The following is a 25,680-nucleotide window of genomic DNA, read 5'->3' on the forward strand; positions in this document are numbered from 1 at the left end:
ATGTCCCGGCTCCGAGGCGGAAGTTCATCGTCCGGACGCGTCTTCGAGTTATCCCTGTGGCGGTAGTAGGCTCGCGCCGTTTGTTGACGTACATGTGTACCCCCGGCCGGCGGGGGTCGAGCTGGGGGAGGCCATGCGCTTTCGCGGGAAGTCCATCCGCCGGAAGATCGTGGCGCTGCTTCTCGTGCCGCTGGTGTCCCTGACGGCTGTCTGGGGCTTCGCGGCCGTGCTCACGGGGCGCGAGGTCACCCAGCTGTTCCAGGTGTCGCACATCGTCGAGGACATCGGCTACCCCACCGAGGACACTGCCCGTGTTCTCCAGCAGGAACGCCGGCAGACCCTCGTCTATCTCGCCGACCCGCGCGCCGCCGACGCGCTCGCCGCCCTGCACCGCACCCGCGCCGCCACCGACGGCGCTCTCGCCGAACTGCGGAAGAACGCCGACAAGCAGGACGCCCGCGACGGCATGAGCGCCGACGACGCCGAACGCCTCACCGCCGTGCTCGACGCGTTCGACGGCATCGACGCCCTGCGCCGCAGCGTCGAACAGGGCACCGTCAGCCGCGCCCAGGCCCTCGACCTCTACAACCGCGTCGTCGACCCCTGCTACACGCTGCTCGCCTCCCTCGGCGGGATCGACGACGTCGAGATGGACAAGCAGGCCCGGGCCCTCATCAACATCACCCGAGCCCGCGAACTCCTCTCCCGCGAGGACGCCCTGCTCGGCTCCGCCCTCGTGGTCGGGAAGATCTCCCGCGACGAGACCCGGGAGATATCCGACCTCGTCGCCCAGCGCACCCTCCTGTACGACATCAGCCTGCCGCTGCTGCCGTCGTCGGAACGCGACCGCTTCGACCGCTTCTGGAAGAACGCCGCGACCGCCCCGCTGCGGACCGCGGAGCAGTCCGTGATCGACGCCGGATCCGGTGTGCCGAACGACGTCAGTGCCAAGAGCTGGGACACCGCCGCCGGCAATGTGCTCGACGAACTGCGTACCCTCGACGACCAGGTCGGTGACCGCTACCAGGACCGCATCCGGCCCGTCGCCGTCTCCGTGATCGTCCAGGCGGCCGTCGTCGGTGTCCTGGGCATGGTCGCCGTGATGTTCTCGCTGGTCGTGTCGGTCCGGGTCGGCCGTAGCCTCATCCGCGACCTGCGGCTGCTGCGCCAGGAGGCGCACGAGGCCTCCGGGGTCCGGCTGCCGAGCGTGATGCGCCGGCTGTCCGCGGGCGAACAGGTCGACGTGGAGACCGAGGTCCCGCGCTTGGAGTACGACAGGAACGAGATCGGCGAGGTCGGCCAGGCCCTCAACACCCTGCAGCGCGCCGCCGTGGAGGCCGCCGTCAAGCAGGCCGAACTGCGCTCGGGTGTCTCCGAGGTCTTCGTCAACCTGGCCCGCCGCAGCCAGGTCCTGCTGCACAAGCAGCTCACCCTGCTCGACACCATGGAGCGCAGGACCGAGGACACCGACGAACTCGCCGACCTCTTCCGCCTCGACCACCTCACCACCCGCATGCGCCGGCACGCCGAGGGCCTGGTGATCCTCTCCGGCGCCGCCCCCTCACGGCAGTGGCGCCGCCCCGTCCAGCTGATGGACGTGGTGCGTGCTGCCGTGGCCGAGGTCGAGGACTACGAGCGCATCGAGGTCCGTCGGCTGCCCCGGGTCGCCGTCACCGGCCCCGCCGTCGCCGACCTCACCCACCTCGTGGCCGAACTCCTGGAGAACTCCACGGTGTTCTCGCCGCCGCACACCGCCGTCCAGGTCCTCGGCGAGCGTGTCGCCAACGGCTTCACCCTGGAGATCCACGACCGGGGTCTCGGCATGGCCGCCGAGGCGCTCCTCGATGCCAACCTGCGGCTCGCCGAGACCCCCGAGTTCGAGCTCTCCGACACCGACCGGCTCGGCCTGTTCGTGGTCAGCCGCCTCGCCCAGCGCCAGAACGTTCGCGTCTCCCTCCAGCCGTCCCCCTACGGAGGCACCACCGCCGTCGTCTTCATTCCCGACGTACTGCTGACCGACGACATCCCCGACACCAACGGGATCGGCTTCCGCCTCGACCGCGAGCGGCCCGCCTCGGAGACCGGACCCGAGGAGAGCCGCGCCACCACCCTGACCCAGACGTCGGCGCAGCGCCCCGGGCTGCCGACCGCGCTGCTGGGCGGACCGGTCGAGCTGGAGGCACCCGTCGACCTGGACGCGCTGGACGACTTCCCGGGCGCCCTCACCGAAGAGGACAGCGAGCGCGGCGGTCTGTTCCGACCCCGCCGCTCCCTGGCCCGCGCCGACGACGACACCGCGCCCGTCGTGAGCGAGCTGCGTCAGTCCGCCTCCGACACCGCGGACGGCTTCCGCGACGAGCGTCCCAGCGGCCCCGTGCCGCTGCCCAGACGGAGTACGCCCAAGCTGGTCAGCTCGCACGGCAAGCCCGTCACCGAGCAGCGCTCCCACCGCGCCGAACCGGACGACCGGGACCCGGCGGGTGCGAGCCGGCCCGAACCGGGCGGACTCGCCCCGCTGCCCTCCCGCCGCCGCACCGAGCCGTCCCCGCAGCGCACCGGCGGCCCGGCCGACGGCGTCGAGCCACGGACGGCGCCCGAGCCAGGCGGCCCGGACGAACCCTCCGGGCCCCCCGCCCTGCCCCGGCGCACCCGCCGCTCCGCGATCACCTCCGGCAGCGGCACCGACGACTCCGTCCCGCCCCTCGGCAGCACACCCCCGGAGGCCGCATCCGGCACCCGGCCGCTGCCCAGGCGGGTACGGCAGGCCAACCTGGCCCCACAGCTGCGACAGGACCCCGCCCGACCCGCCGGGCACGAGCCGGATCCCGTCGAGCGTGACGCCGACGAGGTCCGCAGCCGCATGGCCTCGCTCCAGCGCGGCTGGCAGCGCGGCCGGGCGGAGAACACCGCGGGCGACGGGTCCCGGGACGGCACAGCACAAGGAACGACTAAGGGGGACGGTCGATGACCGATCCGAAGGCGACCGGCCACACGGCGACGAACAAGGGTGAGCTGAACTGGCTGCTGGACGACCTGGTGGACCGGGTCGCCAGTATCCGCAAGGCCGTGGTGCTCTCCGGCGACGGCCTGGCCACCGGTGCCTCCAAGGACCTCACCAGAGAGGACGGCGAGCACCTGGCGGCCGTGGCCTCCGGCTTCCACAGCCTCGCCAAGGGTGTGGGCCGGCACTTCGAGGCGGGCAGCGTCCGGCAGACCGTCGTCGAGCTCGATGACGCCTTCCTGTTCGTCACCGCAGCCGGCGACGGCAGCTGCCTGGCCGTCCTCTCCGACGCCGACTCCGACGTCGGCCAGGTCGCGTACGAGATGACACTCCTGGTCAAGCGGGTCGGCGTACATCTGGTGTCCGCTCCGCGCACCGATCTGCCCTCGGGCGGGTAGTGGGATGACATGAGCGGAGACGGTCAGGGAAGAAGTCACTGGTTCGACGACGAGGCCGGACCGGTCGTCCGTCCGTACGCCATGACGCGGGGCCGCACCACCAGTGCGGCCCAGCACCGCCTCGATCTGATCGCGGTGGTCGTCACGGAGGCCCACGCGGACGACCCGGAGGACGACCGGACGCTGTCCCCGGAGCACGTGGACATCGTCGAGCTGTGCCGTGACACCCCGCAGTCGGTCGCCGAACTGGCTTCCGGACTCGATCTGCCCGTCGGAGTGGTCCGGGTCCTCATCGGCGACCTCGTCGACGGGGAACTCGTCCATGTCAACCGCCCCGTACCCCCGGCCGAGCTGGTCGACGAGAGTATTCTGCGTGACGTGATCGACGGCCTCCGGGCGCTGTGACCGGCGCGGATGCGGAGAAGTGACGTGACAGGCTGGCAGTTCTGGGTCGATCGGGGCGGTACGTTCACCGACGTCGTCGCGCGGCGCCCGGACGGCCGGCTGCTCACCCACAAACTGCTCTCCGACAACCCTGCGCGATACGCCGACGCCGCGGTGGCCGGCGTGCGTGAGCTGCTCGACGGCTCCGGCGACCAGGTCGACGCCGTCCGCATGGGCACCACGGTCGCCACCAACGCGCTGCTGGAACGCAAGGGCGAGCGCACCCTGCTCGTCATCACCCGCGGCTTCCGCGACGCCCTGCGCATCGCCTACCAGAACCGCCCCCGGATCTTCGCCCGCCGCATCGACCTGCCCGAGCTGCTGTACGAACGGGTCGTCGAGGCCGACGAGCGCATCGCGGCCGACGGCACCGTCCTGCGCGCCCCCGACCTGGACGCGCTGGCGGGTCCGCTCCGGGAGGCGTACGACGACGGGATCCGGGCCGTCGCCGTCGTCTGTATGCACAGCCATCTCCACCCCGCCCACGAGCAGGCGATCGGCGCGCTGGCCGCCCGCACCGGCTTCCCGCAGATCTCGCTGTCCAGCGAGGTCAGCCCGCTGATGAAGCTCGTCCCGCGCGGCGACACCGCCGTCGTCGACGCCTACCTGTCGCCCGTACTGCGCCGCTACGTCCGCCATGTCGCCGACGAACTCGAAGGCGTCCGGCTGATGTTCATGCAGTCCAACGGCGGGCTCACCGAGGCCGGGCAGTTCCGCGGCAAGGACGCCATCCTCTCCGGACCGGCCGGAGGGATCGTCGGCATGGCCCGGATGTCGCAGCTCGCCGGCTTCGACCGGGTCATCGGCTTCGACATGGGCGGCACCTCCACCGACGTCTCCCACTTCGCCGGCGAGTACGAACGGGTCTTCACCACCCAGATCGCGGGTGTCCGGCTGCGCGCCCCCATGCTGGACATCCACACCGTCGCCGCGGGTGGCGGCTCGGTGCTGCACTTCGACGGCTCCCGCTACCGCGTCGGCCCCGACTCGGCCGGCGCCGACCCCGGCCCGGCCTGCTACCGGGGCGGCGGCCCGCTCACGGTGACCGATGCCAACGTCATGCTCGGCCGGATCCAGCCCGCCCACTTCCCCCCTGTGTTCGGACCCGACGGCGACCAGCCCCTCGACGCCGGCCTCGTCCGCGACCGCTTCACCGGCCTCGCGCGGGAGATCCGCGAACAGACCGGCGACGACCGGACCCCGGAACAGGTCGCCGAGGGCTACCTCAGCGTCGCCGTGGCCAACATCGCCAACGCCGTGAAGCGGATCTCCGTCCAGAAGGGCCACGACGTCACCCGCTACGCCCTCACCACCTTCGGCGGGGCCGGCGGCCAGCACGCGTGCATGGTCGCCGACTCGCTCGGCATCCGCACCGTCCTGGTGCCGCCCATGGCGGGCGTCCTGTCCGCGCTCGGCATCGGCCTCGCCGACACCACCGCCATGCGCGAACAGTCCGTCGAGGCACCCCTGGAGCCCGCCGCCATGCCCGGCGTCCGCAAGACCGCCGACGACCTGGAGGCCGCGGCCCGCTCCGAACTCCTCGCCGAGGACGTCCCGGAGGACCGCATCGAAGTCACCCGCCGCGCCCAGCTCCGCTACGACGGCACCGACACCACTCTCACCGTCGAGCTCACCGAGCCCGACGCGATGAAACACGCCTTCGAAGAACGCCATCACGCCACGTACTCCTTCACGCTCGACCGCCCGGTCGTCGTCGAAGCCCTCTCCGTGGAAGCCACCGGCATCACCCAACCCCCCGATCTCTCCGCCCTCGCCCCGTACGAAGGCCATCCCGCCGACCCGGAATCCGTCCGCCTCCACACCGGCGGCGCCTGGCGCGACGTACCCCTCCACCGCCGCGAGGATCTTCCCCCCGGCGGATCGGTCACCGGCCCGGCGATCATCACCGAGGCCGGCACCACGACCGTCGTCGACGACGGCTGGCGGGCCGCGGCGACCGACGACGGGCATCTGGTCATGGAACGCGCGGCGGTTACGCAGAGTTCCGATCTCGACACAGAAGCGGATCCGGTTCTGCTGGAGGTCTTCAACAACCTCTTCATGTCGATCGCCGAACAGATGGGCGCCCGGCTGGAGTCGACGGCACAGTCCGTCAACATCAAGGAACGCCTGGACTTCTCCTGCGCCCTGTTCGACCCGGACGGGAACCTGGTGGCCAACGCCCCGCACATCCCCGTCCACCTGGGCTCCATGGGGACCAGCGTGAAAGAGGTCATCCGCCGCCGCGGCACCTCGATGCGCCCCGGCGACACCTACGCCGTGAACGACCCGTACCACGGCGGCACCCATCTACCCGATGTCACCGTGATCACCCCGGTCTTCGGCACTGGTGGCACCGACGGCGCGACGGACACGGAGGGTGACCCCGGCACGGCACCCGAGATCCTCTTCTACGTCGCGTCCCGCGGCCACCACGCCGAGATCGGCGGCATCGCCCCCGGCTCGATGCCCGCCGACAGCCGCACCATCGACGAGGAGGGCGTCCTCTTCGACAACTGGCTCCTCACCGAGAACGGCCGGTTCCGCGAGGCCGAGACCCGGCGGCTGCTCGCCGAGGCCCGCTACCCCTCCCGCAACATCCGCACCAACCTCGCCGACCTGCGCGCCCAGATCGCCGCCAACCGCAAGGGCGTCGACGAAGTCGGCCGCATGATCGAGGAGTTCGGCCTCGACGTCGTCCAGGCCTACATGCGCCACGTCCAGGACAACGCGGAGGAAGCGGTCCGCCGCGTCATCGACGCCCTCGACGACGGCGAGTACGCCTACGAGACCGACTCCGGCGCCGTCATCCGCGTACGCGTGCGCGTGGACCGCGACGACCGGCGCGCGACCGTCGACTTCACGGGCACCTCCGCGCAGCTGGACACCAACTTCAACGCCCCGTTCGCCGTCGTCAACGCAGCCGTGCTGTACGTCTTCCGCACCCTGGTCGCCGACGACATCCCGCTCAACGACGGCTGCCTGCGCCCCCTGGACATCGTCGTACCATCCGGATCGATGCTCGCCCCCGAGCCGCCGGCCGCCGTCGTCGCAGGCAACGTCGAGACCTCCCAGGCCATCACCGGCGCCCTCTACGCGGCGCTCGGCGTCCAGGCCGAGGGCTCCGGCACCATGAACAACGTCACCTTCGGCAACGAGCGCCACCAGTACTACGAGACCGTCGCCTCCGGATCCGGAGCGGGCGACGGGTTCCCCGGCGCGAGCGTCGTACAGACCCACATGACCAACTCCCGGCTCACCGACCCGGAAGTCCTGGAGTGGCGACTGCCCGTCCGCCTCGACGAGTTCGCCGTACGGCGGGGCAGCGGCGGCACGGGCCGCTGGCACGGCGGGGACGGCGCGGTGCGCCGCATCCGCTTCCTCGAACCCATGACCGTCTCCACCCTGTCCCAGCACCGCCGCGTGCCGCCGTACGGCATGGCGGGCGGCGCACCCGGGGCGCTCGGCGCCAACCGGGTGGAGCGGGCCGACGGCACGGTCACCGAGCTCGGCGGCAGCGACAGCGCGGACGTCGGCGCCGACGACGTACTAGTCATCGAAACCCCAGGTGGCGGCGGATACGGAAGCCCGTCACCCGATACCCATCAAGCAGGAGAAGAGATCGATGATCTTCGGGCGATCTGAGCGCGGCAAGCCCCCGGTCGAGCCCGTCACGCTCAAGATCCTCGTGGCCGGCGGCTTCGGCGTGGGCAAGACGACCCTGGTCGGCGCGGTGAGCGAGATCAGGCCGCTGCGCACCGAGGAGGTGCTCACCGAGGCCGGGCGTCCGGTCGACGACACCAACGGCGTCGAGGGCAAGCACACCACCACCGTCGCCATGGACTTCGGCCGCATCACCCTGCGCGAGGACCTGGTGCTGTACCTGTTCGGCACGCCGGGGCAGGAGCGGTTCTGGTTCATGTGGGACGAGCTGTCCGAGGGCGCGCTGGGCGCTGTCGTGCTCGCCGACACGCGCCGTCTGGAGGACTGTTTCGCGGCCGTCGACTATTTCGAGCGGCGCTCCATACCGTTCCTGGTCGGCGTCAACTGCTTCGAGGGCGCGGACCGTTACCCGGCCGAGGACATCCGCAAGGCCCTCGACCTCGATGCGGACGTACCGGTCCTGCTGTGCGACGCCCGGGACCGCGAGTCGGTCAAGAAGGTGCTCATCGGCGTCGTCCAACACGCGATGGCGTACGCGGCGGACCACCGGCAGACCGTCACCACCTGAGGCGCCGGCACGGCCCGTACCCCCGCCGACCGGGGTACGGGCCGTGGTCCCGGGGCAGGCGGCTACTCGCCGTCCTCCAGCCAGCCGAAGCTCTTCTCCACGGCCTTGCGCCAGTTCGCGTACTCCCTGTCGCGCACCGACGCCTCCATGGCGGGCGTCCACTCCACGTCCTTCTGCCAGTGCGACTTGAGCTCGTCGAGGTCGTTCCACACGCCGGTCGCGAGGCCGGCCGCGTAGGCGGCGCCCAGACAGGTCGTCTCGGAGACCCGGGGCCGGATGACCGGCACCCCGAGGACGTCGGCCTGGTGCTGCATCAGGAGGTTGTTCCTGGTCATGCCGCCGTCCACCTTCAGGGTCGTGATCTGCACCCCGGAGTCCTGGTACATGGCGTCCACGACCTCCCGCGTCTGCCAGCTGGTGGCCTCCAGGACCGCGCGGGCGAGATGCGCCTTCGTGACGTACCGGGTGAGCCCGGTGACGACCCCGCGCGCGTCCGAGCGCCAATAGGGCGCGAACAGGCCGGAGAAGGCGGGCACGATGTAGGCGCCGCCGTTGTCGTCGACGCTCGCGGCCAGGGTCTCGATCTCGTCGGCGGTGCGGATGATGCCGAGCTGGTCCCGGAACCACTGGACGAGCGCGCCCGTGATGGCGATCGACCCCTCAAGGCAGTACACCGGCGCCTCGTCGCCGATCTTGTAGCCCATCGTCGTCAGCAGTCCGTTCTTGGACGGCACCGGCCGGTCGCCGGTGTTGAGCAGCAGGAAACTGCCCGTCCCGTAGGTGTTCTTCGCCGTGCCGACGTCGTAGCAGGCCTGCCCGAAGACCGCCGCCTGCTGGTCGCCCAGCGCGGACGCCACCGGCACCCCGGCGAGCTGGCCGACGGCGGTGCCGTACACCTCGGCGGAGGACCTGATCTCGGGCAGAACCGCCTCGGGGACGTTCATCGCGGACAGGATGGAGGTGTCCCACTGGAGGGTCTCCAGGTTCATCAGCATGGTCCGCCCGGCGTTGGTGACGTCGGTGACGTGCCGGCCGCCGTCCGTGCCGCCGGTGAGGTTCCAGATCAGCCAGGAGTCGATGGTCCCGAAGGCGATCTCACCACGCTCGGCCCGGTCCCGGAGCCCGGGCACGTTGTCCAGCAGCCAGGCCGCCTTGGGCCCGGAGAAATAGCTGGCCAGGGGCAGTCCGGTCTGGTCGCGGAACCGGTCCTGGCCGTCGCTGCCGCCGAGTTCGTTGCACAGTGCCGCGGTGCGGGTGTCCTGCCAGACGATCGCGTTGTGCACGGGCTTGCCGGTGGCGCGGTCCCACAGGACCGTGGTCTCGCGCTGGTTGGTGATGCCGAGCGCGCTCAGCTGGTCGGCGCGCAGCCCCGCGCCCGCGAGCGCCCCGGCGACCACGGCCTGCACCTTGGACCAGATCTCGGTGGCGTCGTGCTCCACCCAGCCGGGCTTGGGGAAGATCTGCCGGTGCTCGCGCTGGTCGACGGCGACGATCGCGCCGCCGTGGTCGAAGATGATGCAGCGGCTCGACGTGGTGCCCTGGTCGATTGCGGCGACGTACCTCTCGGCGGTGTCCGTCATGGCTACCCCTTGGTCGCTGGGTCGGAAGGCTGCGTGGGATCGGAAGGTCGCGTTTCAGAAGGCCGCGTTGTAGATGAGGCCCGCGAGCGCCCCGCCGACCAGGGGGCCGACGACCGGGATCCAGGCGTAACCCCAGTCGGAGGTGCCCTTGTTCGGGATCGGCAGGAAGGTGTGCACGATCCGGGGGCCGAGGTCGCGCGTCGGGTTGATGGCGTAGCCCGTGGGTCCGCCCAGGGACAGCCCGATCCCGACGACGAGCAGCGAGACGATCAGCACCGTGGTGCCGGACTCGCCGAGCCCCTTGGTCAGCCCGAACGCGAGGATCGGCAGGACCAGCGCGATCGTCGCGATGATCTCGGTGATGAGGTTGGCGACCGGGTTCCGGATCTCCGGGATGGTGGAGAAAATACCGAGCGTCGGTGTCGGTTCCTCCGCGGTCTCCTCGTCGGGCACGTTGGCCTGGAACTGGGCCAGGTACACCAGATACGTCAGAACGGCGCCGAGGATCGCGCCCACGAACTGGCCGAGCAGGTAGACCCAGACCTTGCCCCACTCGCCGGTGTCGACGGCGATGCCGATGGTGACGGCGGGGTTGAGCTGGCCGCCGGAGAGGGGAGCGGCGGTGTAGGCGCCGGCCAGCACGCCGAATCCCCAGCCGAACGCGATCACCACCCACCCCGCCGCTCTCGCCTTGGAGTGTCTGAGGGTGACGGCGGCGCAGACACCGGCACCGAAGAGGATCAGGATGGCCGTGCCGATGACTTCGCCGACGAAAATGTCTCCGTTGCTCATGGCGGCTCCTAGGGCGCTGGCCGGGGAATCGACCCCGGCGCATTGAGCAGGAACGGTTCCCTTGACGACGTCAGCCGAAGGCAGGGAAAGTCCCGCGCCCCGCCCGGCGTCTGTGACGAGCGTGCCGTAGCAGCCGAATCGCCCATGGGGGAGCGGGCCTCAGGACAGGAGCAGCCCATGGCGTAGTGCCTGATTACGCCGAGAATGTACGGCGATGTCGACCGACACCGGAAGTTTTCACCGGCACTCAGGGAGCGTCAAGGTCGCCGACGGCAACGATGACAGGCAACTCGCCGGGAAACAGCTTTCACGGCTCCACCGTCGCACGGTCGGCCCGGGTCGGATACGCGCCCGAGCCGCGCCGGATCTCGTGCCCGGGCAGTCCCGCCCGCCCCAGCACCCAACTCGCCCCGTGCAGCGCCTTGGCCGCCTTCTTGAGGGGCGCGAGACACGCGGCCGCCTCCCGGTGGTCGGCCACACCGCCGGGGCCGCACACGACGGTGGCCAGAGACAGCGTGACGGGACGGCCGCCCGCGGACCAGGGCGCGTCGAGCACGTCGGTCACCAGCCGGTTCAGCCCCTCCTCGTCGGCGAGCACCAGGAAGTCGTCCCCGCCGATGTGCCCCACGCGCGCGTGCCCGGCCACGGCCTGCTGGAGCGCCTGTCCCACCGCACGGATCAGTTCGTCGCCCGCGGCGAACCCGGCGCCGTCGTTGACCTGCTTGAAGTGATCGATGTCCAGCCAGCTCAGGGCGAAGACGCGGCCTTCCGCGATCCACCGGTCCGTCTCGCCCGTGATCGCGTCCGAACCGGGCAGCCGGGTCAGCGGATTGAGTCCGGCCGCCTCCTCGACGCGGGTCTCGGTGAGGGCGCGTACCAGGTCGGCGAGGCGCACGACGCCCACGCAGCGCCCGAGCCGGTCGACGACCGCCACATCGTCCGAGGTGCGGTCCCGGCCGCCGACGGCCACCACGTCCAGGACCTCCCACGCGGTCGCGTCGACACCGACCGTGCGCGGTGCGTCGCCGAGCTTGAAGGCCGGGCGGTCCGCGTACAGGGCGTGGCCGTAGCGGCCGGACATCGACAGCAGGAAGCGGGAGCGGTGCACCGAGCGGACCGGGACGCCCGTCTGGTCCACCAGGAGGACGCCGGAGACGTCCGGGGAGCCGGTCAACAGGGCCCGCACCTGCAACGCGGACGCGGTGACCGGCAGCAGCGCGGCGGGCCGGACGAACTCGCGCACGGACGGCCCGGAGCGCGGCGGGGGCACGGCGGTGGCCGAACGCGGCGGAACGTACACGTCCGCCACCGGGATCCGGGCCGGGGGCGCGAACAGCTCGCCCTGGGCCAGCTGGGCCCCGGCCGACAGCGCGGACGCGTACTGGAGTTCGCTCTCCACGCCCTCGACGGCCAGCAGGGCGCCCAGTTCCTCGCACAGGGTCCGCATCGCCCGTACCGCGGCCGGCCGGCCGAGCAGCGAGGCGTCGAGCTTGATCAGGTCGGGGGAGAGGTCGGTGAGCAGCCGCAGGGGCACGTCTCCGTCGCCGATGCCGTCGGCGCTGATCCGGAAGCCCTGGCCGCGCAGTGCCGCCACGGCCTCCAGCAGGGCCCGGTGCGGCACATGCGTGTACGGCGGCACGATGTCCAGGGTCACCTCCCAGGGCATCCGTCCGGCTTCGCGGATGGCCCCGGACAGTGGGCCGATGCCGCCCAGGTCGGCGAGAGTGGCCGCGAACACGTTGATGTGCAACGGCAGCAGCGCCTCCGTGCGGGCCGCCGCGCGGAGGGCCAACACGGCCAGCCTGCCGTCGAGTTCGGGGTTGCGGCGGGCTTCGGCGAGGATGTCACCGGTCTCGGGGCGGGCGAGGATCTCCAGTGCGGTGATGCCGCCGGTCGTCAGATTGACCACCGGCTGGAAAGCGAAACGGAGAGCATCCGTCCAGGTGCGCACGGGAGCATGATGACGCCATCGGCCTATGCCCAGGGGCAGTTCATAAGACGTTCACGCACCATTTCGAGGTGGTCACGCACGGTGTACAACCTCTGCCGTCACACCTGTCCCGTCAGCGCACCGCTATCACGGACGAGCCGTGTCCGAACAGCCCCTGATTGGCCGTGATCCCCACGCGCGCGTGCGCCACCTGGCGGTCGCCCGCAGCGTCCCTCAACTGCCAGGTCAGCTCGCAGACCTGGGCGATCGCCTGGGCCGGCACGGCCTCCCCGAAGGAGGCGAGCCCCCCGCTGGCGTTGACGGGAATCCGGCCGCCCAGGGATGTCGCTCCCTCGCGCAGCAGCTTGGCCGCCTCGCCCTCGGCGCACAGCCCCAGGTCCTCGTACCACTGCAACTCCAGTGCGGTGGACAGGTCGTACACCTCCGCCAGGGAGAGCTCCTCGGGGCCGATGCCCGCCTCCTCGTAGGCGGCGCGGGTGATCGAGGCCCGGAAGGGCTCCGCCGGGGGCTCGACCGCCGCCGCGGAGTCCGTGGCGATGTCCGGCAGGTCCAGCACCGTGCTCGGATAGCGCGGTGTGACCGTGGACACCGCGCGGATCCGCACCGGCCGGGCCGCCCCGTGCCGGTGCGCGAACCCCAGGCTGGAGAGCACCAGGGCGGCCCCGCCGTCGGAGGTCGCGCAGATGTCCAGCAGCCGCAGCGGATCGGCGACCACCTGGGAGGCGGCGACCTGCTCGGCGGTGACCCGTTCGCGGTAGCGGGCGTACGGATTGAGCGCGCCCAGGGCCGCGTTCTTCACCTTGACCAGAGCGAAGTCCTCCGGGGTGTCCCCGAACACCGCCATCCGCCGGCGCGCGTACAGCCCGAAGTACGTGGGATTGGTCGCGCCCAGCAGACGGAAGCGCAGCCAGTCGGGATCCTCGGGGCGGTCTCCTCCGGCGGGCCGGAAGAAACCCTTGGGTGCCGCGTCCGCGCCCACCACGAGCACCACGTCCGCGAGCCCCGCGAGGATCTGCGCACGCGCCGCGGCGATCGCCTGTGCCCCGGACGCGCATGCCGCGTACACACTCGCGACGCGCGCTCCCTGCCAGCCCAGCGCCTTGGCGAAGGTCGCGCCCGCGACATAGCCGGGATACCCGCCACGCACCGTGTCCGCGCCCACGACGGATCCGATGTCCCGCCACCGCAGTCCCGCGTCCGCAAGGGCCGCGCGGGCCGCCGCCGTCCCGTACTCGACGAAGCTGCGCCCCCACTTGCCCCACGGGTGCATGCCCACGCCGAGGACCGCCACGTCCGCCGTCATGCCCTCACCTCCGTCGGTCGCCAGTGCCAGGTCGTCCAGGCCGTCTCCGCGTCCTCGCTCAGCACTCCGGGGACGACCTCGACCTCCATGCCCACCGCCAGATCGGCGACGGTGATCCCGGGAACCGCCTGCCCCAGCACCACGATCCGCTCGGACTCCAGCTCCACCGCGATCAACGCGTAGGGTTCCCAGGGAAGTTCCGGATCGCTCACATAGGGTGACGGCGGCCGGTATCGGCTGTCGGTGTACGACCAGATCCGCCCGCGCCGGGAGAGTGCGACCTCCTCCAGGTGGCCGCCGGCGCACCCGGGATTGCGGCAGTGGGCGACCTCACGCGGGAAAAATACCGAGGCGCAGGCCGCGCAACGGGTGCCCAGGAGCCGGAACCCGTCCCCCTCGCCCATGAACCAGCCCTCGACCGCGGGCGTGCGTGTGCGCGACAAAGCTCCTCCAGGGCACGAGATCTGACGGAACGTCAGAAGTGTGCCACGGGTCTCCGCAATTGGGCAGGCCGCACCCTCGGGTCACATCCCGCTGTCCGTTCCTGGCCGTTGGCACCGGTTCACTTCCGGAACGAGACGTTCCCCCGACCGTAAGACGTCGCCTTCGTGATCGGATAAAGTCCGCGCGTGTCCGAAAATCAGCACCCAATTGCCAACTCCGCTCCGGACTCGCACTGTTCGAGCTGCGGAGCGCCCTACGGAGCGGGAGCCTCCGGCTGGCCGCGCACCTGCCCGGCCTGCGGCCACGTCGCCTACCGCAACCCCCTGCCGGTGGCGATCGCCCTCCAGCCCGTGTACGACACGAAGGGCGCCGCCCTGGTCGTCATCACCCGGACCGTCGCCCCCGCGCGCGGAGGCACGGCGCTGCCCGGCGGCTACGTCGACGACCGCGAGGACTGGCGGCACGCCGTCGTGCGCGAACTCAAGGAGGAGACCGGCATCGACGCTGCCGCGCGGGACGTACGGCTCGCCGACGCCATGAGCTCACCCGACGGGCACCTGCTGCTGTTCGGGCTCCTCCCGGAACGCCCGGCCGAAGGACTCCCGCCGTCCCGCAGCACGGACGAGACGGAGGGCTGGTACCTGCTGCGCAGGCCCGAGGAACTCGCCTTCCCGCTGCACAGCGTGGCCGTACGCGCGTGGTTCGAGGGCCGCTACTGAGCCCACCGGCTCACCCCAGCCCCCGGATGCGCACCGGGTGCGGCGGTTCGCCCACGCCGTTGTCCCCCTCCCGCCTCACCACCACCCGCCGGCCCTCCCAGCGGGCGACGTAACGCTCGATCTCCGGCTCGTCCCAGCCGTCGCCCGCGTCCGGCACGAACAGCCCGCCCCCGGTCCGTCCCCGGGCGGGCGCCCACACCTCCAGCCGCACACCGCCGTCCTCGTCCCGCACGGGAAGGACGGCACCCGCGCGCGCGAGCACCGGAATCCGCGACAGCGGAGCGTCCACGAGCACCTGCCCCGGTCCCTCGTACGCCCGCTCCGTCAACGTGTCGTACCAGCGCCCACGGGGCAGCTGCACCGCACGCCGGTCGGCGCCCGGGTCCAGCACCGGAGCCACCAGCAGACCGTCGCCCAACAGGAACGCGTCCTCGCAGTCCCGCAGCGCCCGGTCCTCCGGCGCACCCCACCACAGGGGCCGCACATAGGGCGCGCCGGTCCGCCGTGCCAGATGCGCCAGCGTCATGAAGTACGGCAGCAGGCGCCGCCGTTCCAGGAGCGCCACGCGCGCGTGCTCCAGCACCTCGGCCCCGAACTCCCACGGCTCCCTGCGTCCCGCCCGCATGCTCGCGTGCGTGCGGAACAGTGGCAGGTAGGCGCCCAGCTGGAACCAGCGCAGAAACAGCTCGGGCGACGGGCTCCCGTCGAAACCGCCCACGTCCGGCCCGGAGTACGGCACCCCGCACAGCCCGAGCCCCAGCACCAGCGACAGGGACGCGCGTAGCCCCGGCCAGCCGGTCGCGACATCACCGGACCAGGTGCCCCCGTAACGCTGCATGCCGGCCCAGCCGGCGCGGGAGAACAGGAACGGCCGCTCCTTGGGCGCCAGTTCGCGCAGCCCTTCGTAGGCGGCCCGCGCCATGCAGAGCGCGTAGACGTTGTGCGCCTCCCGGTGGTCGCCGCCGCGCCCCTCCAGGGCGTGCCGTGACGCGCGTGGCAGTGTGGACTCGCCGAAGGCGGTGAAGGACGTCGGCTCGTTCATGTCGTGCCAGAACCCGGCGAAGCCCTGCGCGAGCCGCTCCTCGTACAGCCCGCCCCACCACTTGCGCACGCGCGCGTGCGTGAAGTCGGGATAGACCGCCTCGCCGGGCCAGACCACACCCTCCACCAACCGCCCCGTCGGATCCCGCACGAAGGCGTCGACCCCCGTCCCGCTGTCGTAGACCGCGTTGCCCGGCGCGGCCTTCACCGCCGGGTCCACGATCGACACCAGCCGGATCCCGTCCCGCCGCAGCTCCTCGGAGAGCATCGGCAGCTTCGGGAAGTGCTCGTGATCGACGGTGAACACCTGATGGGCGTCGTAGTGGTCGATGTCCAGATGGACGGCGTCCAGTGGCAGACCCCGCTCCTGGTAACCGCCGACGATCCGCCGGACCTCCTGCTCGCCGCCGAAACCCCAGCGCGCGTGATGATGACCCAGCGCCCAGGCCGGCGGCAACGCGGGCGCGCCCGTGAGCGAGGCCCAGGTGTGCAGCACGCGCGCGGGCGTGCCCACCATCACCCAGCAACGCAGCGGACCGCCGTCCATCCGCAACTCGCACCGACCGGTCCGGTCATGGCCGGAACCGGCACCCTCCTCGCCCTCCCGGAGGGTCACCGTGCCGTCCCACGAGGTGTCGTGGAACACCAGATGCGCGGCCGCGTCCGCCACCACCAGCTGCACCGGCATGGTGACGTACAGCGGATCGTCATCGGACCCGAAAGCATGGCCGGGGTCGGTGTTCCACAGCCGGTACGTGCCGTCGCGCAGCCGCGGCCCCGAGGCGCGCCCGCCGAGACCGAAGAACCGCGCGTCCGCGGCCACCTCCGACCGCTGTACCCAGCGCGCCTGGCCACCGCCCACCGGCTCCCACCACCGGGGCGGCTGGTCCCGCCGCAGCATCACACCACCGGGCGTGCACACCTCCACCGCGCCGTGCCGCGAGACGCTGACCGTCACCCGCTCCGCCACGACCCGCCAGCCGCCGTCCGTGTCCGGTTCGAGGACCGCCCGCGGATCCGGCTCCGGACAGCGGCCCGCGAGCGCGTACGACGGCTCGGGACCGGCCCCGTCCCAGCCCCAGAAGACCGCCCCGTTCACCGCGACCGTGATCCGCAGCTCCGAACGGCTGAAGCGGATCACACCGCCACCCGGCCCCGGCACCGCCTCCTGCACCGGACCCGGCACCCGGGCACGCTCGGCCCCCCGCGCGGGCAGCCCGGCGGCGTCGATCCGCCTCCTGCGCCACGCCGCCCGTACGGTACGCAACCCCTGAGCCGCCTTCCTCGAACCGACCACTCTCACCGAACGCACCAGGTCACGACCGTCCATGCTGCTCACCCTGCCACTCAGCGCTCCACACGCGCGTGCCGTTCAACTGCCGTTCACCCGTGCCGGGACCACATCTTCACGACACGGACTATGTGGAGCGCACCCTGGTGTAGAAGTCGATCACATGGCATCGTCCCTGTCAGCCGCGTACGCGCACACCCCAGCCCGTGCGCGTCCGACGCACACCAGCGCAGAAGCCCGGGAGCCGCCCCATGTCGACCGCGTACCCCCAGCCGCTCTGGCAACCCGATCCGCAACGGATCGCCCAGGCACACATCACCAGGTTCCAGTCCTGGGCGGCGGAACACCACGGAGCCCCCGCCGAGGGCGGGTACCCGGCACTGCACCGCTGGTCCGTCGACCATCTGGACACGTTCTGGAAGGCCGTCACGGAGTGGTTCGACGTCCGGTTCTCGACGCCCTACGCGCGCGTGCTCGGCGACCGCACGATGCCCGGCGCCGAATGGTTCCCCGGCGCGAAGCTGAACTACGCCGAGCACGCCCTGCGCGCCGCCGCCACCCGCGCGGACGAACCCGCGCTCCTGTATGTCGACGAGACCCACGAACCGCTCCCGGTCACCTGGTCCGAACTACGCCGCCAGGTGGGCTCCCTGGCCGCCGAACTCCGCGCCCTCGGCGTCCGACCGGGAGACCGCGTCAGCGGCTACCTCCCGAACATCCCGCAGGCGGTGGTCGCCCTTCTCGCCGCCGCCGCCGTGGGCGCCGTATGGACCTCCTGCGCCCCCGACTTCGGCGCCCGCAGCGTCCTGGACCGCTTCCAGCAGGTCGAACCCGTCGTCCTGTTCACCGTCGACGGCTACCGCTACGGAGGCAAGGAACACGACCGCCGCGAGATCGTCGCCGAACTCCGCCGCGAACTGCCCACCCTGCGCGCCGTCGTCCACATCCCGCTGCTCGGCACCGCCGCCCCCGAAGGCGCCCTGGAGTGGTCGGCCCTGACCTCCGCCGACACCCAGCCTGAATTCGAAAAGGTCCCGTTCGGCCACCCCTTGTGGGTCCTGTACTCCTCCGGCACCACTGGCCTGCCCAAGGCCATCGTCCAGTCCCAGGGCGGCATCCTGGTCGAACACCTCAAACAGCTCGGCCTGCACTGCGACCTGGGCCCCGAGGACCGTTTCTTCTGGTACACCTCGACCGGCTGGATGATGTGGAACTTCCTCGTCTCCGGCCTCCTCACGGGCACCACGATCGTCCTGTACGACGGCAGCCCCGGCTACCCCGACACCGGCGCCCAGTGGCGGGTCGCCGAACGTACCGGGGCCACCCTCTACGGCACCTCCGCCGCCTATGTGATGGCCTGCCGCAAGGCCGGCGTCCACCCCTCCCGCGACTTCGACCTGTCCAAGGTGCGGTGCGTCGCCACCACCGGCTCACCACTGCCCCCGGACGGCTTCCGCTGGCTGCACGACGAGGTCCGCGACGACCTGTGGATCGCCTCCGTCAGCGGCGGCACCGACGTGTGCTCCTGCTTCGCGGGCGCCGTACCCACCCTCCCGGTCTACACCGGCGAACTCCAGGCACCCGGCCTCGGGACCGACCTCCAGGCCTGGGACCCGAACGGCCTCCCCGTCATCGACGAGGTCGGTGAACTGGTCGTCACCAACCCCATGCCCTCGATGCCGATCCACTTCTGGAACGACCCCGACGGCAGCCGCTACCACGACAGCTACTTCGACATGTATCCCGGCGTCTGGCGGCACGGCGACTGGATCACCGTCACCTCCCGCGGCTCGGTGATCATCCACGGCCGCTCCGACTCCACGCTCAACCGCCAGGGTGTACGGATGGGCTCGGCCGACATCTACGAGGTCGTCGAGCGCCTTCCCGAGATCAGGGAATCCCTCGTCATCGGCATCGAACAGCCCGACGGCGGCTACTGGATGCCCCTGTTCGTCCACCTGGCCCCGGGTGCCGTCCTCGACGAGGCCCTGCTGAACCGCGTCAAGCAGGCCATCCGCGAACAGCTCTCGCCGCGCCATGTCCCCGACGAGATCATCGAGGTCCCCGGCGTCCCGCACACCCTCACCGGAAAGCGCATCGAGGTCCCGGTCAAGCGCCTTCTCCAGGGCGCGCCCCTGGAGAAGGCCGTCAACCCCGGCTCCATCGACAACCTCGACCTGCTGAGCTTCTACGAGGACCTGGCCCGCAAACGCGCCTGACCCTCCCAGCTCACCCGCCGTAGGTGGCCTCGGACTCGCCCAGTACGGCGGCGAAGTCCGAGGCCAGCCGTACCGCGTCGGCCGGCTCCAGACCGGCGGTCGAGATCCGCACGCCCGGGCCGGCCGACATCCGGAACCGTGCTCCCGAGGCCACCCACCAGCCGTACGACCGCAGGCCGTTCACCACGGCCGACTCGTCCCGCACGGGCACCCACAGATTCATCCCGCTCACCCCGTGCGAGGCGATCCCGCGTCCCGCCAGCTCCCTGGCCAGCGTCTCCCGGCGCAGTGCGTACGTCGCGCGCGCGCGTGCCACCAACGCGCGTGTGCCCGCGTCCGTCATCAGCCCGAGCACCGTCTCCTGCAACAGGTGACTGACCCATCCCGACGTCAGGAGCAGCAGCCCGTCGTGCCGGGCGAGCGAGACCGGATCGCAGGCGGCGGCCGCCCACCTCAGATCGGTGCCCAGGAACTTGCTCACCGTCCGCACATGCACCCAACGCGCCGGTCCCGCGGCGGTCAGCGAGTGCAGCGGGGCGTCGGTCACCGAGGACGCGTGATCGTTCTCGATCACCAGGACGTCGGATTCCTCCCGCAGTACATCGGCCAGGGTGTCCCGGCGGGCCGCCGAGAAGCAGCCACCGTACGGATTCTGCGCCCTGGGGCTGCACACCACGGCGCGCGCACCCGCGCGCAGCGCCGTGCGCAGCGCCTCCGGGCGCATCCCCTCGTCGTCCACGGCCACCGGCACGATCCGCAGCCCCAACGCCGGGACGAGGTCCAGCAGGTGGTGGTAACCGGGGTCCTCCATGGCCACGGCGTCCCCGGGCCGCAGCTCCACGGTGAGCAGCCGGCCGATCAGATCCAGCGCTCCGTGCGCGAACGTCACATGTTCCACCGGCACACCGTCCGGCCTCAGCCAGTCGCGTACGGCCTCCTCAAGCCGGGCGAGCCGGGGCGTCGAACGGTGCGACCGGGCGCCGGGGGAGAGCCGTGAGGGCGGCACCAGGCCGGGGAGCAGGGCGGGATCCGGATGCCCGCCGGCCAGGTCCCGGAGCCCTGCGGGGACCCTGGGCGGCCGTCGTGACGCCACCGCCGGAGCGGGTGCCACCACGGTGCCGCCCCGCCCGCGCGTGACGACGATCCCGCGGCGCCGCAGTTCCTTGTACGCCGTCGCGACCGTGCCTGGACTCACCCCCAGATCCTCCGCGAGCCGCCGCACCGGAGGCAACGCGGCCTCCGGTGCCAACGAGCCCTCGGCCACGCCCTGTTCGACGGACGCGGCAATCCCCTTGGCCGTCGTACCAGTGATCCCATATTGTGTTACCACATTGGTAAGTATGTATCAGTACATAATTTCCGGCAAGGGGGAGCAGTGAAGACGAAGCCCGGTGCGACCACACGGCCCCAACGGGTACCCGGCGGCCGGGACGGACGCAGAATGCTCGCCATCGCCCTCGTCGACCGCGTCGGCAGCGGCCTGTGGGCATCGGTCTCGGTCCTGTACTTCACCTACGTCTCCGGCCTCTCCCTCGCCGAAGTCGGCACTCTCGCCGCCGCATCGGGTGCCATCGGCATCGTCGGAGCACCTCTGGCCGGCCGTATCGCCGACCGGCTTCCCCTCACCCGCGTCCTGATCGCACTCCAACTCCTGCGCGCACTCGCCTCTTTCGCCCTGCTCACCACGGACGACTACGCCCTGCTGCTCGCCGTCTCGGCCCTCGGCGCCCTCGGCGACCGCGCCGCCAACGTCCTCACGAAGCTGTACGCCACCCGCATCGCGGGCCCCGACCGTGTCCGCTACCAGGCCCTCAACCGGACCGTCGCCAACGCCGGCTGGGCCCTGGGCGGCCTCGCCGCCGCGGCGGCCCTGGCACTGGACAGCACCGCGGCCTACCGCTGGCTCCTGGCGGGCGACGCCCTCTCGTTCGTCGCGGCCGCACTCCTGACCCTGCGCTGCGGCGAGCCCCCGTCGCCGACCCGGGTCGTGGCCGGCTCGGAATCCACACCGCGAACCGCGAGGCGGGCCAACCCCTGGCGCGACCGCGACTACCTGGCCTACGTCGCCACCGACACCGTCCTCTTCCTCGACGACGCCGTCTTCAAGGTCGGCCTGCCGCTCTGGATCGCCCACAGCGACCAGGTGCCCCACGGCCTCGCACCCCTGCTGCTCGTCCTCAACAACGTCATGGTCGTGGCGCTCCAAGTCCCCCTGGCCCGCCTCGGCACCAGCAGCGAAGCCGCCCGCCGGCTCCTCGTTCCGCTGTCCGCCGCGTTCGCCCTCGGCGGCATCACGATGTCCCTCTCCGCCACCGGCGGCACCCTCACGGCCATCCTCCTGCTCACCGCCGCGGCCGCCGCCTTCACCGCCGCCGAGATGCTCCACGCCACCATCTCCTGGGAACTCTCCGTCGCCCTGGCCCCCGACACCGCCCTGGGCGCCTACCTCGGGGTCCACGGCCTCGCCCAATCCGCCCAGCGCAGCATCGGCCCACTCGCCGTCACCGCCGCCATCGCCACCGGCCCTCTAGGCTGGACCGCATTCGGCGCCGCCATCGCTCTGACCTGCGGAATGCAACACCGCCTGGTCCGTGGCCGGCTTCCGCAGCCCCCATTGTCAGTGGCGCCGATTACTGTGAGTGAGCATTGATCGACCGCTCACAGGGGGAACCATGGGGCACACCGACCACCGGGTCATGCGACGCGTCCTGCGCCGCGAAATCGCGGGCACCATCGGCCTGCTGACCGACGAACACGACTTCCGCGCCATGCGGCGCTACCGCACCTTCACCTTCGACGACCACCCTACCTACCTGGGACAGATCGAAGCCCTCCTCAGGACCCGCGCCGCGGAAGGCACCCACACCACACTCGCCCTCTTCGACCCCGAGGAATACGCCGAATTCTGCACGGACACCGGACTCGATCCGGACAACCCCGCGAGCCGCACCCGCTTCACCGCCGAACTCGCGGCCACCGGCGCCACCGTCCCCTACGACGGACGACCCCTCACCGACCTCGTCCCCGTCCTCGTCGACGAAGCGGTACGCCAGGCCACCTGGGAGTACGCCAGTACCCTCCTGGCCCGCCTCGGCCCCTGCCCCACCTGCGGCGAGGACATCGGGCGCGCCGCCTTCGCCCGCGCCTCCCGCCTCCTCAGCCGCATCCTCGACGCCGCCCCACCGGGCGACCGGCACCTCGTGTGCAGCGTCTCCGGACCACCCGAAACGCTCGTCACCGTCCTCCACGCCGACCAGGACACCGACGGCACCACCCACCTCGACGAAGCCGAAGCCCTCGAATTCACCAGTGTCCTCGCCCTCGGCCTCGCCACCCGCAGCCCGGGCGGACTCGTCATGCGCACCAGCGCCCCCGGCATCGCCGACCGCGTCTACGGCTGGCGACTGCGCGGCGACCGCCTCGCACCCCTCACCGCGGCCGAGGTCTTCGACGCCTACTGCACCGACGTCGAATCCGGCGACCTCATCTCCCCGGAATCGGACGTCGACTACTGCGCACCGCCCGACCTGGGCGACCAGGAGACGACACCGGGCCACCATCACTGAAACCCAGCGGGGGCGCCCCACCCGCAGGTGGAGCGCCCCCGGAAGGAGAGCCGATCAGGGCCGCGCCCGGCTATTCGCCGGACAGCACCGCCTGAGCCGCCGCGCGGGCCTCGTCCGCGCTGTCGGCGGCACGCGCGGCGGAAGCGGCCCGCTCGCACTGGGCCAGCGTGTACTTGGCCAGCGCCGCCCGGACATAGGGAATCGACGCCGCACCCATGGAGAGCGAGGTGACACCCAGACCCGTCAGCACACACGCCAACAACGGATCGGACGCGGCCTCGCCGCAGACACCACAGCTCTTGGCCTCGGCCTTCGCCGCCTCCGCGGACAGCGCGACCAGGTCGAGCAGCGCGGGCTGCCACGGGTCCTGCAGCCGGGACACCGCACCGACCTGACGGTCCGCGGCGAACGTGTACTGCGCCAGGTCGTTCGTGCCCAGCGACAGGAACTCGACCTCCTGGAGGATCGAACGCGCCCGCAGCGCGGCCGACGGAATCTCCACCATCGCGCCGAACTTGGCCCGCAGCCCCGCCGCCCGGCAGGCGTCCGCGAACGCCTTGGCGTCGGTACGGTCCGCCACCATGGGCGCCATGACCTCAAGGTAGACGGGCAGTCCCTCGGCCGCCTTCGCCAGCGCGGTCAGCTGCGTGCGCAGCACGTCAGGGTGGTCCAGCAGCGTCCGCAGACCGCGCACGCCCAGCGCCGGGTTGGGCTCATCCGCAGGAGTCAGGAAGTCCAGGGGCTTGTCCGCACCCGCGTCCAGCACCCGCACGACGACCCGGCCCTCCGGGAACGCCTCCAGTACCTGACGGTAGGCCTCGACCTGCTTCTCCTCGGACGGCGCGTTCTTGCTGTCGTCCAGGAACAGGAACTCGGTACGGAACAGACCCACGCCCTCGGCGCCGGCCGCCACGGCCGCCGGCACATCCGCCGGTCCGCCCACATTGGCCAGCAGCGGCACCTTGTGCCCGTCGGCGGTGACACCCGGACCGGTCGAGGCGGTCAGCGCGGCCCGGCGCTCGGCGGCCGCGGCCTCCAGCTCGGCCTTCTTCTCCGCACTCGGGTTCACGAAGATGTCACCGGTGCTGCCGTCGACGGCGATCACCGTTCCCTCGACCAGCTCACCGGCGCCCGGCAGCGCCACCACGGCCGGTACACCGAGCGCCCGCGCCAGGATCGCGCTGTGACTCGTCGGCCCGCCCTCCTCGGTCACGAAACCGAGCACCAGAGTCGGATCCAGCAGCGCGGTGTCCGCCGGCGCCAGATCCCGCGCGACCAGTACGTAGGGCTCGTCGCTGTCCGGGACACCCGGCATCGGAACCCCCAGCAGCCGGGCGACGATACGATTCCGCACGTCGTCCAGGTCGGCCACGCGGCCGGCCAGGTACTCGCCGGCTCCGGCCAGCAGTTCGCGGTACGCGGCGAACGCGTCGTACACGGCACGCTCGGCGGTGCTGCCGACGGCGATCCGCCGCTCCACGTCGGCCATCAGCTCCGGGTCCTGGGCCATCATGGCCTGCGCCTCGAGGACCGCCTGGGCCTCACCGCCCGCGAGGTTGCCGCGCGCCATCAGGTCGGCGGCCACGGCCTCCACGGCCTGCCGGGCACGCCCCGGCTCCCGCTCCGCCTCTTCCGCCGGAATCTGCTTGGCAGGCGGCTCCAGCACCGCCGTTCCCATGTGCCGAACCTCGCCGATCGCCACACCGTGGCTCACGCCGACGCCTCGCAGCGTTGTCTCCATCTCACCCGTCTCCGATAGTGCGGCGGGTCCCGCCGCCGCGATGGTTGTCGTGGTCGCCGCCTTCTCCGTCATACGACGGGACGGTGGCGGGGTCGTCAGTTCCAGACGAAGAGGCTGTCGCCGGCCTTCACGTCACCGTCGTCACGGACGTCGGAAAGGGAGTCGGCCGTGGCCTCCAGGGCCACGACAGGGCACACCGGGGACTTGCCGGCGGCCTCGACCTCGGCCGGGTTCCAGCGGATGACGCCCTGGCCGCGGGTCACGGTGTCGCCCTTGTTGACGAGGAGTTCGAAGCCCTGGCCGTTGAGCTGCACCGTGTCGATACCGAGGTGGGTGAGCACGCCGTGGCCGCTCTCGTCGACGACGACGAAGGCATGCGGGTGAAGGGAGACGATGACGCCGTCCACGGGCGCCACGACTTCGGAAGGCTCACGCGCGGGGTCGATCGCTGTGCCCGGGCCGACCATGGCCCCGGAGAAGACCGGATCCGGCACGGCGGCCAGTCCGATGGCACGTCCTGCCAGAGGGGACGTCACGGTGGTCATGGGAAGCCTCCCAGAGATGGAGCTGCTTACGGGCCGTCACCGCTTGGTCCGGACGGCACTGAGCAGCAGCGTATGTCATATGAAGTGGCGGTTCCGCATGGAAGCTACCAGCTAGTGGTCTAGACCACCAGCCTAAAGGATTTGCACGGGCTCCGAGGCTCCGTGTACAGTCGTACTCCTGCTTGAGACCGAGCGGCGCGGAAAAGCGCCCTCGCTTAGCAGCACCCAAATTTGTCAGATCCTAACTCAGGATCATCTTCCGCATGTCTGCGGGACGGTGGTCAGAGGGCCGGAAAAACACTGATAGAGTTTGGAACACCGAAGGGAAGCCCGGAGGAAAGCCCGAGAGGGTGAGTACAAAGGAAGCGACCGTTCCTTGAGAACTCAACAGCGTGCCAAAAGTCAACGCCAGAT

The 25,680-nt window shown here is 71.4% G+C and carries 18 protein-coding genes; 9 read left to right on the forward strand and 9 right to left on the reverse strand.

What is annotated here, in order from left to right; all coding sequences use genetic code 11:
* Positions 1–133 precede the first annotated feature (133 nt).
* The 5 genes from AB0D59_RS17045 to AB0D59_RS17065 are packed head-to-tail and all read left to right on the forward strand — an operon-like array spanning position 134 to position 8,074.
* On the forward strand, positions 134–2,968 hold the full coding sequence (locus tag AB0D59_RS17045; protein ID WP_362565497.1) for a nitrate- and nitrite sensing domain-containing protein: 2,835 nt from the start codon (positions 134–136) through the stop codon (positions 2,966–2,968).
* Positions 2,965–3,399 carry a roadblock/LC7 domain-containing protein gene (locus tag AB0D59_RS17050; protein WP_362565499.1) on the forward strand — a complete coding sequence of 145 codons (435 nt, stop codon included), beginning with the start codon at positions 2,965–2,967 and terminating at the stop codon, positions 3,397–3,399. Before AB0D59_RS17045 ends, AB0D59_RS17050 begins: the two co-directional genes overlap by 4 nt.
* A 9-nt stretch (positions 3,400–3,408) precedes the next feature.
* Entirely contained in the window at positions 3,409–3,804 is a 396-nt protein-coding gene (locus AB0D59_RS17055) for a DUF742 domain-containing protein (RefSeq protein WP_362565501.1), read from the forward strand.
* Between the two features lie 24 nt (positions 3,805–3,828).
* On the forward strand, positions 3,829–7,488 hold the full coding sequence (locus tag AB0D59_RS17060; protein WP_362565503.1) for a hydantoinase B/oxoprolinase family protein: 3,660 nt from the start codon (positions 3,829–3,831) through the stop codon (positions 7,486–7,488).
* Positions 7,469–8,074, forward strand: coding sequence for an ATP/GTP-binding protein (locus AB0D59_RS17065; RefSeq protein ID WP_362565505.1), 606 nt, complete (start codon positions 7,469–7,471; stop codon positions 8,072–8,074). The genes AB0D59_RS17060 and AB0D59_RS17065 overlap by 20 nt, the downstream gene beginning before the upstream one ends.
* A gap of 62 nt (positions 8,075–8,136) precedes the next feature.
* Here AB0D59_RS17065 and glpK read toward each other — a convergent pair whose 3' ends face one another.
* From glpK to AB0D59_RS17090, 5 genes are all read right to left on the reverse strand, one after another.
* Positions 8,137–9,654 carry a glycerol kinase GlpK gene (gene glpK, locus AB0D59_RS17070; protein ID WP_362565507.1) on the reverse strand — a complete coding sequence of 506 codons (1,518 nt, stop codon included), beginning with the start codon at positions 9,652–9,654 and terminating at the stop codon, positions 8,137–8,139.
* A 54-nt stretch (positions 9,655–9,708) separates the two neighbouring features.
* Positions 9,709–10,446: an MIP/aquaporin family protein gene (locus tag AB0D59_RS17075; protein ID WP_362565509.1), complete on the reverse strand. Its 738-nt coding sequence runs from the start codon at positions 10,444–10,446 to the stop codon at positions 9,709–9,711.
* 307 nt (positions 10,447–10,753) lie between these two features.
* Positions 10,754–12,397 carry a GGDEF domain-containing protein gene (locus AB0D59_RS17080; RefSeq protein WP_362565511.1) on the reverse strand — a complete coding sequence of 548 codons (1,644 nt, stop codon included), beginning with the start codon at positions 12,395–12,397 and terminating at the stop codon, positions 10,754–10,756.
* 112 nt (positions 12,398–12,509) lie between these two features.
* On the reverse strand, positions 12,510–13,700 hold the full coding sequence (locus AB0D59_RS17085) for a lipid-transfer protein (protein ID WP_362565513.1): 1,191 nt from the start codon (positions 13,698–13,700) through the stop codon (positions 12,510–12,512).
* Positions 13,697–14,104 carry a zinc ribbon domain-containing protein gene (locus tag AB0D59_RS17090; RefSeq protein WP_362565560.1) on the reverse strand — a complete coding sequence of 136 codons (408 nt, stop codon included), beginning with the start codon at positions 14,102–14,104 and terminating at the stop codon, positions 13,697–13,699. The genes AB0D59_RS17085 and AB0D59_RS17090 overlap by 4 nt, the downstream gene beginning before the upstream one ends.
* Before the next feature lie 225 nt (positions 14,105–14,329).
* Between AB0D59_RS17090 and AB0D59_RS17095 the strand changes: the two genes are divergently transcribed.
* A complete protein-coding gene (locus AB0D59_RS17095) occupies positions 14,330–14,863 on the forward strand; it encodes an NUDIX domain-containing protein (protein ID WP_362565515.1) in 534 nt (177 codons plus the stop codon).
* Positions 14,864–14,873: 10 nt separating this feature from the next.
* Here AB0D59_RS17095 and AB0D59_RS17100 read toward each other — a convergent pair whose 3' ends face one another.
* Entirely contained in the window at positions 14,874–17,234 is a 2,361-nt protein-coding gene (locus tag AB0D59_RS17100; RefSeq protein ID WP_362565517.1) for a glycoside hydrolase family 31 protein, read from the reverse strand.
* A 212-nt stretch (positions 17,235–17,446) separates the two neighbouring features.
* Here AB0D59_RS17100 and AB0D59_RS17105 point away from each other — a divergent pair, with 212 nt between their 5' ends.
* Entirely contained in the window at positions 17,447–19,414 is a 1,968-nt protein-coding gene (locus AB0D59_RS17105; RefSeq protein WP_362565519.1) for an acetoacetate--CoA ligase, read from the forward strand.
* Between the two features lie 10 nt (positions 19,415–19,424).
* On the opposite strand, the gene AB0D59_RS17110 is transcribed toward AB0D59_RS17105, so the two are convergent.
* Positions 19,425–20,744 carry an aminotransferase class I/II-fold pyridoxal phosphate-dependent enzyme gene (locus AB0D59_RS17110; protein WP_362565521.1) on the reverse strand — a complete coding sequence of 440 codons (1,320 nt, stop codon included), beginning with the start codon at positions 20,742–20,744 and terminating at the stop codon, positions 19,425–19,427.
* A 111-nt stretch (positions 20,745–20,855) separates the two neighbouring features.
* Here AB0D59_RS17110 and AB0D59_RS17115 point away from each other — a divergent pair, with 111 nt between their 5' ends.
* On the forward strand, positions 20,856–22,064 hold the full coding sequence (locus AB0D59_RS17115) for an MFS transporter (RefSeq protein ID WP_362565523.1): 1,209 nt from the start codon (positions 20,856–20,858) through the stop codon (positions 22,062–22,064).
* Between the two features lie 22 nt (positions 22,065–22,086).
* Positions 22,087–22,980: a hypothetical protein gene (locus AB0D59_RS17120; RefSeq protein ID WP_362565524.1), complete on the forward strand. Its 894-nt coding sequence runs from the start codon at positions 22,087–22,089 to the stop codon at positions 22,978–22,980.
* A gap of 70 nt (positions 22,981–23,050) precedes the next feature.
* Here AB0D59_RS17120 and ptsP read toward each other — a convergent pair whose 3' ends face one another.
* Positions 23,051–24,721, reverse strand: coding sequence for a phosphoenolpyruvate--protein phosphotransferase (ptsP, locus tag AB0D59_RS17125; RefSeq protein ID WP_362565562.1), 1,671 nt, complete (start codon positions 24,719–24,721; stop codon positions 23,051–23,053).
* Positions 24,722–24,816: 95 nt separating this feature from the next.
* The gene (locus tag AB0D59_RS17130) at positions 24,817–25,266 is read right to left on the reverse strand and encodes a PTS glucose transporter subunit IIA (RefSeq protein ID WP_362565526.1); all 450 of its coding nucleotides are present in this window, start codon (positions 25,264–25,266) and stop codon (positions 24,817–24,819) included.
* Between the last annotated feature and the right edge of the window lie 414 nt (positions 25,267–25,680).

Source organism: Streptomyces sp. NPDC048417, from assembly GCF_040651615.1.
In the GTDB taxonomy this organism is placed as follows: Bacteria; Actinomycetota; Actinomycetes; order Streptomycetales; family Streptomycetaceae; genus Streptomyces.

What these genes read in the sequence shown, in the direction of transcription:
- AB0D59_RS17045 (WP_362565497.1), top strand. Translation starts at nt 134, where the DNA reads ATGCGCTTTCGCGGGAAGTCCATCCGCCGGAAGATCGTGGCGCTGCTT.
- AB0D59_RS17050 (WP_362565499.1), top strand. Translation starts at nt 2,965, where the DNA reads ATGACCGATCCGAAGGCGACCGGCCACACGGCGACGAACAAGGGTGAG.
- AB0D59_RS17055 (WP_362565501.1), top strand. Translation starts at nt 3,409, where the DNA reads ATGAGCGGAGACGGTCAGGGAAGAAGTCACTGGTTCGACGACGAGGCC.
- AB0D59_RS17065 (WP_362565505.1), top strand. Translation starts at nt 7,469, where the DNA reads ATGATCTTCGGGCGATCTGAGCGCGGCAAGCCCCCGGTCGAGCCCGTC.
- glpK (WP_362565507.1), bottom strand. Translation starts at nt 9,654, where the DNA reads ATGACGGACACCGCCGAGAGGTACGTCGCCGCAATCGACCAGGGCACC.
- AB0D59_RS17075 (WP_362565509.1), bottom strand. Translation starts at nt 10,446, where the DNA reads ATGAGCAACGGAGACATTTTCGTCGGCGAAGTCATCGGCACGGCCATC.
- AB0D59_RS17085 (WP_362565513.1), bottom strand. Translation starts at nt 13,700, where the DNA reads ATGACGGCGGACGTGGCGGTCCTCGGCGTGGGCATGCACCCGTGGGGC.
- AB0D59_RS17090 (WP_362565560.1), bottom strand. Translation starts at nt 14,104, where the DNA reads ATGGGCGAGGGGGACGGGTTCCGGCTCCTGGGCACCCGTTGCGCGGCC.
- AB0D59_RS17100 (WP_362565517.1), bottom strand. Translation starts at nt 17,234, where the DNA reads ATGGACGGTCGTGACCTGGTGCGTTCGGTGAGAGTGGTCGGTTCGAGG.
- AB0D59_RS17105 (WP_362565519.1), top strand. Translation starts at nt 17,447, where the DNA reads ATGTCGACCGCGTACCCCCAGCCGCTCTGGCAACCCGATCCGCAACGG.
- AB0D59_RS17115 (WP_362565523.1), top strand. Translation starts at nt 20,856, where the DNA reads ATGCTCGCCATCGCCCTCGTCGACCGCGTCGGCAGCGGCCTGTGGGCA.
- AB0D59_RS17120 (WP_362565524.1), top strand. Translation starts at nt 22,087, where the DNA reads ATGGGGCACACCGACCACCGGGTCATGCGACGCGTCCTGCGCCGCGAA.
- ptsP (WP_362565562.1), bottom strand. Translation starts at nt 24,721, where the DNA reads ATGGAGACAACGCTGCGAGGCGTCGGCGTGAGCCACGGTGTGGCGATC.
- AB0D59_RS17130 (WP_362565526.1), bottom strand. Translation starts at nt 25,266, where the DNA reads ATGACCACCGTGACGTCCCCTCTGGCAGGACGTGCCATCGGACTGGCC.